This is a genomic window from Bradyrhizobium sp. LTSP857, from assembly GCF_000938285.1.
Classification (GTDB): domain Bacteria; phylum Pseudomonadota; class Alphaproteobacteria; order Rhizobiales; family Xanthobacteraceae; genus Bradyrhizobium.
Map to the genome: position 1 here is coordinate 197,563 of NZ_JYMS01000007.1, position 13,591 is coordinate 211,153.

Below are 13,591 nucleotides of genomic sequence, written 5' to 3' on the forward strand. Positions count from 1 at the left end.
GCGACCCGGCTTGTCGCTCTCCCCATGTGAGGCTACCAATGCAACAAGCCCGCCCTCAACTTGTCAACTGTTTGGTTGGAAATGGCCGCAAAACGATCTGGCGACACCGTGCCGCAGCGGCGCGACCCCGTGGCCACCCGCAAGAAGCTGCTCAGCGCAGCGCGCCTGGAATTCGCCCGGCACGGCCTTGCGGGCGCCCGCGTCGACGAGATCGCCGAGCGCGCCGGCGTCAACAAGCAGCTGGTCTATCACTACTTTGGCGACAAGGATGCGCTCTACCTCGCCGTGCTCGAATGGGTCTATGAGGACATCCGCGAGCAGGAGCGCAGGCTCAATCTCGAAGGCCTGCCGCCGGAAAAGGCGATCCGCAAACTGATCGAAGCCTCGTTCGACCATCTCGCGGCAAACCCCGATTTCATCGTGCTCCTGAACGACGAGAACCGCGGCGGCGCCCGCCATGTCCGCGGCTCGACGCGGCTGGAAGCGATGCATTCCCCGCTGGTCAAAAGCGTCTCCCACATCCTCAACGAGGGCGTGCGCTCGGGCGTGTTCCGCAAGGGGATCGACCCCGTCCAGCTCTATATCTCCATCGCAGGGCTCAGCTATTTCTTCTTCTCCAACACGCCGACGCTGTCGGCGATCTTCGGCAAGGACCTGTCGAGCCGCACCCAGCGGCGCGCCCGCCGCAGGCATGTCGCGGATCTCGTGTTGCAGTCGCTCCGGCCGTAATCAACCAACTGGTTGAAACTTCCGTCGGAGCCGGTTAGGCTTGTCGTTGCGGCAGGGTGGCCGCCAACAGGGAGAAACCGGTGGCAGGTGACGGAGCAAGTCCGGCGCGCAGCTTTGCGATCATCCTGATCGTGCATCTGGCCGTGCTCGTGCTCTGGCAGGTGCTGGTCGACGCCTTCCACGTCCCGAAGTTCATCCTGCCCTCCCCACTCGCGACGGTGAAGACGCTCGGAATTGCGAATTACGCATGGGGCGCCAACACGCTGGTGACGGCGATCGAGATCCTCGGCGGCTTTGCGCTCGGCGCCGTCGTCGGCGTGGCATTCGCGGTGATCTTCAGCTGGGCGCCGCTGGTCAGCCTCGTTCTGCTGCCGCTGTTCGTGACGCTGAACATGATCCCGAAGGTGGCGCTCGGACCTCTCCTGATCGTCTGGTTCTCCTACGGCATCGTGCCGAACATCCTGATCGCGTTCAGCATCTGCTTCTTCCCGATCCTGCTGACCACCGCGCGCGGCCTGCGCGAGGTCGAGCCGGACCTGCTCGATCTCGTCAAATCGCTGCGCGGCTCGCGCTGGACACTGTTCCGCAAGATCCAGTTGCCGGGATCGCTGCCTTACATCTTCTCCGGCATGAAGGTCGGCGCCATCCTCGCAGTCGCCGGCGCCATCGTCGGCGAGTTCATCGCCTCCGAGCGCGGGCTCGGCTATCTCATGATCCAGGTGCAGTCGTCGCTCGACACGCCCGCGATGGTGATGGCCGTCGTGCTGCTGACGCTGCTCGGGGTCGCTCTCTACGGCATGGTGCTCGCGCTCGAACGCATGTTCGTGGTCGGCGATGCAAGACAAACCTGACAACGGCAAACTTGAAGGACCAATCGATGCTCCTCACCCGCCAGACGCTGCCGAAGACGATCCCTGATATCGCCGCGCTCGATGAGCTCCTGTGCCGTCCGACCCAGGCGCTGATCGACGATCTCAAGACGATCGATGGCGACATCATGATCCTCGGCGTCGCCGGCAAGATGGGACCGACGCTTGCCGGGCTCGCCAAGGCCGCCGCGCCCGATCGCCGCGTCATTGGCGTCGCCCGCTTCAGCGATGCCGGCGTCAAGGACTGGCTGCAAGCGCGCGGCGTCGAGACCATCAATTGCGACCTGCTGGATGAGGCCGCGATCAACGCGCTGCCGAAGGCGCCCAACATCGTCTTCATGGCAGGCCGCAAGTTCGGCGCCGAGGGCGATCTGTCGCTGACCTGGGCGATGAACGCGCATGTGCCGGCGCTGGTCGCACAGGCCTTCCCGTCGTCCCGGATCGTGGCGTTCTCGACCGGCTGCGTCTATCCTTTCGTGCCGGTCGACGGCAAAGGCTCGACCGAGGCCATGGCGCCAAACCCGCCCGGCGAATACGCCCAGTCCTGCGTCGGCCGCGAACGCATGTTCGAGTATTTTTCGCACAGACTCGGATCGCCGGGACGCCTATTCCGGCTCAATTACGCGATCGACATGCGTTACGGCGTGCTGCACGACATCGCGACAAAGGTGCTCACGGGCACCCCGATCGACGTCAGCCTCGGCCACGTCAATTTCATCTGGCAGGGCGATGCTTCGTCCCAGGCGCTGCGATGCCTCGCCCATTGCACGGCACCGACCTCGCCGATCAATGTCAGCGGCCATGAGATCCTCGCGGTGCGCGATCTCGCCGCAAAATTCGGGGCCAGGTTCGGCCGCGCGCCGGTGCTGGTCGGCGCGGAGCAACCGACCGCGTGGCTGACCGACACGTCACAGTCGGTCGAGCTATTCGGCCTCCCTGTCGTCGACACCGAGCAATTGATCGCCTGGACCGCGGACTGGGTGTCCCGCGCTATGCCGAGCCTCGGCAAGCCCACCAAATACGAGGTGCGCGATGGACGCTACTGACGGCCCGCCCATCCTCAAGCTCGGCGTCGACGATGCGATCGCAGGGCTCGCGCTCTCGACGGAAGCGCAATGGAACCAGACCGAGGAGGACTGGCGCGTTTTCCTGCGCGACGGCGTCGTGTTCGGCATTCGCGACGGCATGCGCCTGGTCGCCACGGCCGCGCTGCTGCCCTATTCCGGCAACAACGCCTGGATCAGTATGGTGCTGGTATCAGGCACGCATCGCCGCCGCGGCCTCGCCACCCGTCTCGTCGATGCCTGCCTGGAAACGGCGCGCAAGAACGGCCTGACGAGCTGGCTTGACGCGACACCTGCCGGCGCGGCCGTCTACGGACCGCTCGGGTTCACGCCGACCCTCCAGTTGCGCCGGCTGAAGCTGGTGAAATCCGCGCAGGCGTCCTCGCCGGCGCCCTCAGTCGCGACGCTCGACGCACTTCGCGCACGGGACCGGCGGGCCACCGGTTTCGACCGGACCGCCCTCTTGACCGCCTTCGCACGGCGCTCCGGCTCACGCATCGCGGCGGCGAATGGATGCATCGCGCTGGTCCGGGACGGCAGAACCGCACGTCATATCGGCCCATTGTTTGCCGACAATGCCGCGGAAGCGCTGGCTCTGGTTCACGCGATAGCGCGCTCTGAAAACGGACCATTCCTGGTCGACGCCGTCGCCTCGCAGGCCGCCTTCCTGGAAGGATTGACTGCATCGGGCTGGACCATCGAACGGCCATTCCAGCGCATGCGCTTCGGCCCCGCCACCACGACTGGCGAGGAAACGCCATTCGCCGTCGCCGGCCCTGAATTCGGATAGGACATCATGCACCACAGCCAGATCAACAGCGACATCCGCAAACTGATCGCCGAGGGCACCGTACTGCCGGCACACCCATTGGCTCTCACCGCCGAGCGCCAGCTCGACAAAACCCATCAGCGCGCGCTGACGCGCTATTACATCGACGCCGGCTCAGGCGGCCTTGCGGTCGGCGTGCACACCACGCAGTTCGCGATCCGCGATGTCGGCCTCTATCGGCCGGTGCTGGAGCTCGCCGCAGAGACAGCCGCGAATTGGACAAAACGTCCGCTGGCGATGGTCGCAGGGCTTGCCGGCCCGACCCGGCAGGCGACCACTGAAGCCCGCACCGCGCGCGACATCGGCTACCACGCCGGCCTGCTCAGCCTCGCTGCGATGAAGAGCGCCTCCGAGGACGAGATCATCGCGCACTGCACGGCAGTTGCCGCCGAAATTCCCCTCGTCGGCTTCTATCTCCAGCCGGCGGTCGGTGGCGTCATCCTGTCGAGCCACTTCTGGCAGCGCTTCGCCTCGATCGACGATGTCATCGCGATCAAGATCGCGCCGTTCAACCGCTACCGCACACTGGACGTGCTGCGTGGCGTCGCGGCAGCCGGTGCGCTCGATCGCGTCGCGCTCTACACCGGCAATGACGATCACATCCTGCTCGATCTCATGCTGCCGTTCGACCTGCGCGACAACGGCGTCACGACCCGCACGTACTTCAAGGGCGGCCTGCTCGGCCATTGGTCGGTCTGGACCGCAAGTGCGATCAAGCAGTTCGAGCGCTGCAAGGCGGCGCGGCACAAGGACAGCGTACCCGCTGATCTGCTCGCGCTCGATGCCCGCGTCACCGACTGCAACAGCGCCTTCTTCGACGTCGCCAACAATTTCCACGGCTGCATCGCCGGCTGCCACGAGGTGCTGCGGCGTCAGGGCCTGATGCAGGGCCTGTGGTGCCTCGATCCCAACGAAGGCCTGAGCGTAGGCCAGAACAACGAGATCGATCGCGTTTATCGCGAGCACGCCGACCTCAGCGACGACGCCTTCGTCGCCGCCAATCTGGACAAATGGCTGGCATGAGCGAAGAGCCTTTCATCAGCCTGCGCGGCGTCCGCAAAGTCTATCGCAGCGGCGGCACCGAGTTTCTCGCGGTGTCCGACGTCACCATGGACGTGCAGGAAGGTGAGTTGGTCTCGCTGGTCGGTCCCTCCGGATGCGGCAAGACCACGGTGATGAAGATCTTGGCCGGCCTGCACGACGCCGACGGCGGCACCGTAAAGATCGGCAATACCAAAAGCCCGTTCGATCCGAGCCGCGACATCGGCATGGTGTTCCAGCAGGCGCTATTGCTGAAGTGGCGAACGATCCTCGACAACGTGCTGCTGCCGGCCGAGATCGTAGGCCTGCCGATGAAGGCTGCCAGGGAGCGAGCGCGCGACTTGCTCAACCTGGTCGGGCTTGCCGGCTACGAACAGAAATATCCGCAGCAGCTTTCAGGCGGCATGCAGCAGCGCACCGCGATCGCGCGCGCCTTCATCCATGATCCAAAACTGATCCTGATGGACGAGCCGTTCGGCGCGCTGGATGCGCTGACGCGCGAGCAGATGAATCTGGAGATGCTGCGGATCTGGCGCGAGAGCGGCAAGACCATCGTCTTCGTCACGCACTCGATCCAGGAAGCCGTGTTCCTGTCCTCGCATTGCGCGGTGCTGACCGCGGGCCCTGCGAAGATGGCCGACTATTTCGCCATCGACCTGCCCTTCCCGCGCGCCCTGCCGCTCAAGACAACGGACGCATTCGGCGCCTATGCGCGCCGCATCTATGAGAAGCTGGGCTTGGGCGCGGCGTGAGAGCGTGAGCCTGGCGCGACGAAGAAGTCGCGCTCAGGCCAACGATGCGCCACGTCAAGACCGCGCCAGATGAATCCGTCCGCTCCTGCGCACATATTGCTTCGCTACGCTCTTGCGCACCGTTGCCCTGACGAGGCCTCCGTCGCGATTGGCAGCATCCGCGTAAACAGCAACGTCCTGGCTCGGCAGCGCCATCAAGAGACCGGTGCTTCCGAAGGCACGGCGGCCACTCCCGCTGGTGCTGGCAACAAGCGGGGCTTGCTCGTCCGGCTCCTCTTGATATCGCGTATCGCCGCAAGCGCCCCTGCCCACCGGCGGCAGTTTCGGCTTCACCGGGACAGCGGCTGGATCCGTGTCCTTGTACGACAAATCAACCAGCTTGGACGCAAGCGGGCCCATTTCGTGTCGCTCAAAAGCAGACAGCAACGGCATGCCTGAACCGGCAGCACTTGCATTGAATTCCACGCCTCGGATCAAGGGATCGCACACCGTGGCACGCGTCTGTCGCCGCGACTTGAAAAAGTTGAACGACAACGCTTCTCCTTGCTGATTCACCCGATCGATGGTGAGCCCGGTCGCATTGGCATTCAAAAGCTCCTTGTCGGTGATGAGGTTTACACCACTGACAGGCGAGGTATTGAAGGTGACGACCTTGGCGACCGCACGTCCCCGAGGCGCTGACAAAGCTGCAAACTGTCCCAAGCCTCCTCCCAACGAATGCCCGACCGTGACGATTTGCCTGCAACGCAGCTTTTGAACGTTGTTGAGAACCACACTGAATTCGCGCTGAAACTGACTGTATTCGGAATCGAAAGCCGTAACATAGGTCTCGAAGTTCGAAAGCCAGCTATTGAGACCCGAAACGCTGCCTCGAAACGCGATACTGGCCTCGCGGCACGTGCCGCTGGCATCGGTTCGAGACCAGATCTGATAGGATAGTCCCCTCGGATCTGGCTGATATTCCGCACCACACTGTCCTTGCGTCAAGCAGCGATCGGGGGCCTGGAATCGCCACCCCCTGCGAACCAGCAGATTCTGGACGCGATCAGGTTGAGCTGGAAAGGAACTCTTTATCGCAGCCGTCAATGATGCGACGCTGTCCGTTATCGTTTGGTACGACAACGCGGCCTGAATGGCGTATGGCGCATAGTAAGCTGCGATTCCGCGTACGTCCCCCTCGCTGGTGTAGCAGGAGTAATCGCTGGCCCGCAGCGAGCCGTTGATCAGCCGTCGCGGGTCGACAGAATACAAACGGGACCGGGGGCATCCCGGCGGCACCGCCGTTTCGCCCTTGGCGTCGGTGATCGTAAACGCGACGGTGTCGTTGAACTGCGCGGCGGCTGGCTGCGCGAGACCGATGAAAGCAAGCGCCGCAGTCGCTCACGCGATGCGAAAGCCGAATTTGCGAGCATCACCCATGATGGAGGCTCCAAAATTGATTGAATATGCGTCTGGCTTAAAATCAAACAACCCAAAATAGCTTATAACTTTAGCTTGTGCAACAATCCATACGCAACCGCGATCCCGGGCGACAACAATCAGCCGGATCGTGCTGATCGCTTGATGGCACGAGTGCGCCGGGCCCTGACGATGGCCATGACAATCGCGCAAGCGAGAGCGGTGCCGAGTGCGATCGGGACACCGGCGAAGATCAGCCATGGCAGGATGACGGTGTGATGCGCGCTGCTGACGTTACCACCGAATATGAGGCAGGAGCCGACCCCGCCTTCGTTCGGCTGACAGTTGGCATTGACGAACGGAGCAATCGCAAAACCGGGCGCGAGATAAGGCAGCAACGCGAAAACCACCGTGACCAACAGCGCAAGGAGAAGGCGCGCAGCAAGCCCCGCCCAGCCTCGAACGATCGCCAGATAACACAGCACGAGCCACACCGCCGCGAGCCCCAGCCAGGCGAATGCGCTGCCGATCACGACCGCTGCGGTGACTAGACCGGAAACGACGTCGCTAACGTTGACGCCCACAATGAGGCACACCTCCTTCTGGTCGACAACGCAGCCACCGATTTTGGCGAGCCCGCCGACCACGGAGATCGCGAGCTCCGGGAGGAAAGGAAGAACCACGAGCAACAGCAGAGCGAGGCGCCACCAATGCCGGCGTGCTTCTGTGGCAGGTTCGATGCTCATCACGGGCCAAGTGTTCGTCGGCGAAGTGCTCGCCAGCAATTCAACGCGTACGTGATACAAATGATAGGGCACAAGCAGTGGCTCGGAGCGAGCCAAAATTCAAAGCATTCCAGCTTCAATATGGCTCATATGATACAGCCGGAGATTGTGTCACGCAATCGGTAAATGCTAGCCGGCAACTCCGTCCACGCTCGCAAATCGCAGGCACTGCGATCGCGGCCGAACGCAGGAAGCGATCGGCCGCACATCGTTGCAACGCGATCAGCCCTTGCGCATCTTGCTGAGCAGATAGTTGTCGTAAAAATTCTCCGCGATCTGCGTGTAGAACAGCAGCTCCTTCATATAAGCGTCGTGGCTCTCCTTGGTCCGCTTGAACAGGTCGCTCTTGGCGGCGAGCTCGTTCAGATGTTCCTGGGTCGCCGTATAGCAGGCCTCCAGCACCGGCTGCGGGAACGCCTTCAACTCCGCGCCATTGGCGATCAGCCGCTTCAGGGCCGCCGGATTCACGCTGTCGTATTTCTCGAGCATCCAGGCGCCGGCCGCAGAACCGGCCTGGTTGAGGATCGCCTGGTACTGCTTCGGCAGTGCGTTCCACTTCTCGTCATTGACGATCATGTGCAACATGGCGCCACCCTCCCACCAGCCGGGGAAGTAGTAGTATCTGGCGACCTTGTGGAAGCCGAGCTTCTCGTCGTCATACGGACCGACGAATTCGACTGCGTCGAGCGAGCCCTTCTCCAGCGCCGCATAGATGTCGCCGCCCGCGAGCTGCTGTGGCACCACGCCGAGCCGCGCCAGCACATGGCCGCCCATGCCGGCGATGCGGAATTTGAGGCCCTTGAGATCGTCGACGGTCTTGATCTCCTTGCGAAACCAGCCACCCATCTGGGTGCCGGAATTGCCGCAGAGGATGGCGTGCGCCTTGAACGGCTTCAGCGCCTCGTTGGTGAGGTCGGCGCCGCCGCCGAAATGCCACCACGATTCCTGATGGCGATGGTTCATGCCGAACGGCGCGCCGGTCGCGTAGGCCAGCGCCGGCTCCTTGCCGATGTAGAAATAGAGCGGCGTCTGCGCCATCTCGATGGAGGCGACACTGACGGCATCGAGCGCCTGGAGGCCGGGAACGAGTTCGCCCGCCGCAAAGGTCTGGATCTGGAATTTATTGTCGGTGGCCTCAGCCACATATTTCGCAAAAGTCTGCGCGGTGCCGTAGATGGTGTCGAGCGACTTCGGAAAGCTCGAGGTCAGGCGCCATTTGATCTCGGGCAGCGACTGCGCGATCGCAGGGGCCGCAACCAGCGTCGTCGCGCCGGCGACCGCGCCGCCCTTGAGGAATGTACGGCGTTTCATGATAGGGTTTCTCCCTTGAGGTCAGCTTCGAATGGGTGGCCTTTTGGCCACGGTCTTCGCGGACCGTTTGCCCGTTCCTGAAGCGGAGTTCAAGTTTTGAGAGGACATGCCGCCGGACGGCCCGCGACCGCTCAGGAATCCTCGAGGAAAATCGACAGCGCCCGCTGCAATTCCTTGAACGCGCGCGGCCCGATCTTGGCCGCCAGAGTCTTCTCGCTCTCCGCGATCGCCGGCCGCAGCCGGCCCAGCAGTGCGACGCCGGGATTCGTCAGGTACAGCACGTAGTAGCGGCGGTTGATGGCGGAGGCGGAACGCTGCACCAGGCCGCGGCGCTCCAGATGATCCACCAGCCGCCCGAGTCCCGCCCGCTCGATCGACAGCGATTGCGCGATGGTCAGCTGATTGACGCCCGGATTGGCCTCGATCACCGACAGGACGGAGAACTGCGCCGGGCTGATGTCGAATGCGGCGAGCCGCCTACTGACGTCCTTGAAGACCCAGAGCTGGGCCCGACGGATGCGATAGCCGAGCGAATGAGACAGGTCGGCCGAGGCAAGCAGTTTTGTCCGGGCGGGCTTTGCGGCCGGCGCGGCGCGCGGCGGCGATCGAGACGGCTTTGCAATCGGCGCCCCGCGCGGCGCTGCCTTGCCGGATCCTTTGGCAGATCGCTTCCTGACGCCTGACTTCCCTGGATCCATCGACGACCATCTTTCACGCGCCGACGCAGCAGCATCCGGCCCGGTTGCTCGAGATTCGATTGCTCAGCCTATCGCAGCGGACCCGGATCGAGAAGCCGGGCGGAACCTGCTCCTGCGTATACAGCTTCTACGACAGGTTGCACTGCGGACTCGCGTGTTGCATCATGTTGACACGGCAACATCGCTCGCATATTCATCGTGAAAGCCTGCCGTTCACGAGCAGGCCATGGGGGATGACGCCCGTGCTTCCATCAGAGATGGACGCCTCTCCGCGTGCCATGACGCATCGCGGCAGGATGGTTTTGCGCACAGCCGAATGTGCGCTGCAGCGCATCGCAATCGCGCGCGCATGTCCCCAGGCAGCAGTCTCGCAAATGACTCTGAGCTCGCGACGCCTCGCGGCAGGCGCCGCGTCGCGACGATTTCGTTCAACCATCAATGATGAAACTGGGAGGGACTGACATGAAGCGACTATTCCTTGCATCGACGATCGTGGCCGGTTGGGCGGCTCTCGGCACACAGGTGACCGCGCACGGACTGCCTCCGAGCGGCGTGGCCCCACGCGCGGCCTGTACCGGCCTCACAGGGCTTACGCTCCCGAATACGCAGATCCTGAGTGCGACCCAGAAGTCGGGTTATTGCAACGTGATCGGCATCATCAACAAGCGGGTCTCGACGCAGGACCCCGATCATTTCACTTACGGAATAGGCTTCGCCCTCAACCTGCCCACCACATGGCATGGCCGCTTCGAGATGATGGGCGGCGGCGGCACCGACGGCAGCCTGCAAAGCGATCCGCAAGGTTCGGCCGGCGTCGAGCTCGGTCAAGGCTGGGCGGTCGCAGCCGATGACGGCGGCCACGAAGACAGCGCCAGCAACGCAGTCGGCGGATATCAGGACGACGATGCCGATGCGGGAGGCTCCGCGCATTTCGCGATCGACGCCCAGGCGCGCAGGGACTACGGCTACAACGGCATCGAAAAGACCGCGACGATCTCGAAGCAGATCATCTCCTATTTCTACGGCCTCGACCCCGTCTATTCCTACATCATGGGCTGCTCCAACGGCGGCCGCGACGCCATGGTCGCGTCGCAGCGATCGCCCTGGCTGTTCGACGGCGTGATCTCGCAAAATCCCGGCTTCAACCTGCCGCAGGCAGGTCTCGCGGAAGCCTGGAACGAGCAAGTGCTCGGCACGCTCGCCACAAGCAAGGACGTCAACGGCCAGCCGTATATTCCCGACACGTTCCCTCAGCAGGACCTTCAGGTCGCCTCGGCGGCGATCCTCAGCGCCTGCGACGCGCTCGATGGCCTCGTCGACGGGATCATCGACAATTACCACGCCTGCACGGCCAAGAAGGTCTATCCGGCGCTCGCCAGCTACACCTGCGGCAGCGGCTCGCATGGCAGCACGCCGCATGGCGGAACCTGCCTGACCAGCCCGCAAGTGGATGCGCTGAAGAAGATCTATGGCGGACCGGTCAACTCCAAGGGCGAGCGGCTTTATTCGAACTGGTTCTGGGACGCCGGCATCTGGACGCCGCCCACTGCGCCCGGCGCAGGCTGGCAATTCTGGAACGTCGTCACCGCACCGGTGCCGGGCGTCAACACCGCGATCAACCTGACGCTTGGCGCGGGCGCGATCCCGATGATCTTCCAGACCCCGCCCGTCGTCACGCCCGTCAACGGACCGAACGGCCAGGAAGCGTTCGTATTCAAATTCAACTTCGACACCGACGCCCCGAAGATATTCACCAAGACGGCAGCCTATCCGGAAAGCGCGATGGACTTCATGGCGGCGACCGCAACGGATCTGCGTCCGTTCAGGTCACGCGGCGGCAAGCTGATCATCTCGACGTCAGTCAATGACGGCATCTTCTCCGGCGCCGCGATTGCCCGTTGGTACCGCAAGATGGATCGGAACACGGACGGTCGTGCGACCGATTTCGCGCGGCTGTTTATGGTGCCGAACATGGCGCATTGCGGCGGCGGCGCGGCCACCGCCAGCTTCGCCGAGAATGAACTCAAGGCGATCACGAATTGGGTCGAAAACGGCATCGCGCCGGAACGCATCGTTGCGGCCAATACCAACACCGCATCGCCCTACCCGACCGGCGGCGTGTTCGATCCGCGGATTGCCCAGAACTTCCCGACCGGAGGCACGCGGCCGCTGTGCGTCTACCCGAAGATTCCGGCCTACAAGGGCAGCGGCTTGACCAGCGATGCCGCAAACTTTGCGTGCGTCGATCCCGGCTTCAACCGCGGCGGCGACCACGACTTCCACGACGATGACGACGGCCACGGCGGCGATAGGCATTGAGCATCGTGCGGGACAAGTAACGCGAAACAAGTGCGGCGCGCGGCTTTTACCGTGCGCCGCACGCCCTTCTCAGAGCAGCTTCGCGCTCACGAACAGCGCGCGCACGGCGTTGGTTGCCTGCACCACGAGCATCGCATTGTCGGCCGCGCCTTCGAGCGCGTGGACGGCGTCCTCATGCAGCGAGCGGAATTCCATCCACTCGACCGATTTGAAGTTGGTGAGGAACTGATAGGCCTGGCCGACGCTCGCAATCGCCAGCGTGTCACCGTTCAGCTTGATCTTGAACGTGGTGCGCAGCGGGGTGTCGGAACTTGCTGGATCACTCATGGGCTGCTTCTGGACGAGAACGGCTTAACGAAGGGGAAACGGCAGCCCCGCCGTTCCGGGCAATATCAGGAGTCGGTGCTCGCGCGCTGCGAGGCGGTTGCCGATCCGCTCAGGCTCGGCACGACGACCAGGCGGTTGAACTCGCCATTGTCGTAAGCCTTCATGAAGCGATCATAGTCCTTGATCGAGACGCAGCCATTGGAATCGCCGCGCGGCCCGAGCATGTAAGTGTGGGTGAGCAGGCCGACGCGGCCGAGCGCGCTGGTGCCGTCCGCGGGCGTCATGCGCAGCGCCCGCACGCCGTGGAACAGTTTTTCGCGCGGCTTGAGGTCGTAGGTCGCAGGCGGCGTGGCGCCGACCATGCGCTGGTCGACATGCTCGGGGTCGTCCATCAGCGCGCCCATGCCCGAATGCGCTTCGATCGCGACGCCGTTCGGCAAATAAAGCGCCTTGGCCGAGATGTCATAGACCGCCGTGCGCGAATCGTAGCCGAGGGCGGCGAGATCCGGCGCCTTGCCGAACAGGCCGCTGTCGGGGGTCAGCGAGGCCAGCTTGATCTTGTCGGTGAACTTTTCGAAGAAGTTGCGGTTGTCGACCCTCGGGTTGGTCTCCGCATAGGCCTGGCTCGATGCGATCTGGGCGGAGAGGTCCGCCTGAGTCGGGCGCGAGCGCGGCATCGGGACGGCATCGGCGCGCTGCTGCGAGGGCCGCCTCTCATCAACGGGCCGGTCGTCATCTGTCAGCGTCGAACGCCAGTCATCGCCCTGGAGCCTCTGGGCGAGCATCGCCTTGGCATCGCGGAGCTTGAGTTCCACCACGCTCAGCGCCGAACGTTCCAGCGTCCGCAGGCCGAGATCGCGGGCGGGCGGGCTGCCCGACGAGGTGAAACGGTCATTGAATGAGGGCGCATTGGCCGGCGGCAGCGCGGCGGAAACGAGTGGGGTCGAATCGTTCATATCCGCGACCCAGGCGGCAGCTCCCAGCGCCAGCGCAACGGCGGCCAGAGACAGCAAAATTGTCTCGGCCCGCCCGATACGGCGGCGCGACAACAGCCTCTCGGCTCCTGCGGTGTCGGAAACCATCAGATCCCCAAAATCGACCCCCGGGGGACCCACCCCCACCCGGAGACTCTATACCAGCTACCACATTGGGAGCCAAAAGTTAGGCATAATCGCGGCCGGCGAGGCACCCCGAGGTGGCCAATGACCGGTCCTTTTGACCTAAACCGGCTCGTCCAGGCTCAAAATCCGGCTTATTGCGACGTCCAGGGGAGCCGTCCCCGGGGGCCGGAGCAGAGCCACAGGATGTGGTTCATTTTCCCGCAAGGCCGTGGGCCTCGGCCTCAGCGCCAGGTCCGAGGCCATGTCCGAGCGCTACACAATCGGCTCCCGCGCGGAGGCGGAGGCCTACCTCGCCCGCCCCGTGCTTAGCGCACGACTGCCGCTGCCGTCAGCGTAAACCCGCGCTTA

Annotated in this window: 14 protein-coding genes; 8 read left to right on the plus strand and 6 right to left on the minus strand. The window is 63.8% G+C overall.

Features of this window, described 5'->3' with window-relative positions:
* The first annotated feature begins 81 nt into the window (after positions 1–81).
* From UP06_RS02435 to UP06_RS02460, 6 genes are all read left to right on the plus strand, one after another.
* Positions 82–729 (plus strand): TetR/AcrR family transcriptional regulator, encoded by a 648-nt coding sequence (locus UP06_RS02435; RefSeq protein ID WP_045000159.1) that lies wholly within the window; start codon positions 82–84, stop codon positions 727–729.
* 80 nt (positions 730–809) lie between these two features.
* Positions 810–1,580: an ABC transporter permease gene (locus UP06_RS02440; RefSeq protein WP_045000161.1), complete on the plus strand. Its 771-nt coding sequence runs from the start codon at positions 810–812 to the stop codon at positions 1,578–1,580.
* A gap of 26 nt (positions 1,581–1,606) precedes the next feature.
* Positions 1,607–2,644, plus strand: coding sequence for an NAD-dependent epimerase/dehydratase family protein (locus UP06_RS02445; protein WP_045001084.1), 1,038 nt, complete (start codon positions 1,607–1,609; stop codon positions 2,642–2,644).
* Positions 2,631–3,452 (plus strand): GNAT family N-acetyltransferase, encoded by an 822-nt coding sequence (locus UP06_RS02450; protein WP_045000163.1) that lies wholly within the window; start codon positions 2,631–2,633, stop codon positions 3,450–3,452. The genes UP06_RS02445 and UP06_RS02450 overlap by 14 nt, the downstream gene beginning before the upstream one ends.
* Before the next feature lie 6 nt (positions 3,453–3,458).
* Complete coding sequence (locus UP06_RS02455; protein WP_045000165.1) at positions 3,459–4,514, plus strand: dihydrodipicolinate synthase family protein; 1,056 nt, start codon at positions 3,459–3,461, stop codon at positions 4,512–4,514.
* Entirely contained in the window at positions 4,502–5,284 is a 783-nt protein-coding gene (locus tag UP06_RS02460) for an ABC transporter ATP-binding protein (protein ID WP_045000167.1), read from the plus strand. Before UP06_RS02455 ends, UP06_RS02460 begins: the two co-directional genes overlap by 13 nt.
* A gap of 54 nt (positions 5,285–5,338) precedes the next feature.
* On the opposite strand, the gene UP06_RS02465 is transcribed toward UP06_RS02460, so the two are convergent.
* From UP06_RS02465 to UP06_RS02480, 4 genes are all read right to left on the minus strand, one after another.
* Positions 5,339–6,535 carry a Tle-like phospholipase domain-containing protein gene (locus UP06_RS02465; protein ID WP_045000169.1) on the minus strand — a complete coding sequence of 399 codons (1,197 nt, stop codon included), beginning with the start codon at positions 6,533–6,535 and terminating at the stop codon, positions 5,339–5,341.
* Positions 6,536–6,822: 287 nt separating this feature from the next.
* Entirely contained in the window at positions 6,823–7,431 is a 609-nt protein-coding gene (locus UP06_RS02470; protein WP_156162722.1) for a hypothetical protein, read from the minus strand.
* A 258-nt stretch (positions 7,432–7,689) separates the two neighbouring features.
* Complete coding sequence (locus UP06_RS02475; protein WP_045000171.1) at positions 7,690–8,778, minus strand: TRAP transporter substrate-binding protein; 1,089 nt, start codon at positions 8,776–8,778, stop codon at positions 7,690–7,692.
* Positions 8,779–8,909: 131 nt separating this feature from the next.
* A complete protein-coding gene (locus UP06_RS02480) occupies positions 8,910–9,476 on the minus strand; it encodes a MarR family winged helix-turn-helix transcriptional regulator (protein ID WP_045000172.1) in 567 nt (188 codons plus the stop codon).
* A 462-nt stretch (positions 9,477–9,938) separates the two neighbouring features.
* Here UP06_RS02480 and UP06_RS02485 point away from each other — a divergent pair, with 462 nt between their 5' ends.
* A complete protein-coding gene (locus tag UP06_RS02485) occupies positions 9,939–11,795 on the plus strand; it encodes a tannase/feruloyl esterase family alpha/beta hydrolase (protein WP_045000174.1) in 1,857 nt (618 codons plus the stop codon).
* Positions 11,796–11,864: 69 nt separating this feature from the next.
* Here the strand turns inward: UP06_RS02485 and UP06_RS02490 are convergent, their stop codons facing one another.
* Both UP06_RS02490 and UP06_RS02495 read right to left on the minus strand, forming a co-directional pair.
* The gene (locus UP06_RS02490) at positions 11,865–12,122 is read right to left on the minus strand and encodes a hypothetical protein (protein WP_045000176.1); all 258 of its coding nucleotides are present in this window, start codon (positions 12,120–12,122) and stop codon (positions 11,865–11,867) included.
* A gap of 65 nt (positions 12,123–12,187) precedes the next feature.
* Positions 12,188–13,135 carry a DUF2778 domain-containing protein gene (locus UP06_RS02495; protein ID WP_045001086.1) on the minus strand — a complete coding sequence of 316 codons (948 nt, stop codon included), beginning with the start codon at positions 13,133–13,135 and terminating at the stop codon, positions 12,188–12,190.
* 189 nt (positions 13,136–13,324) lie between these two features.
* Between UP06_RS02495 and UP06_RS39575 the strand changes: the two genes are divergently transcribed.
* Positions 13,325–13,552, plus strand: coding sequence for a DUF1810 family protein (locus UP06_RS39575; RefSeq protein WP_502691510.1), 228 nt, complete (start codon positions 13,325–13,327; stop codon positions 13,550–13,552).
* Positions 13,553–13,591: the final 39 nt, after the last annotated feature.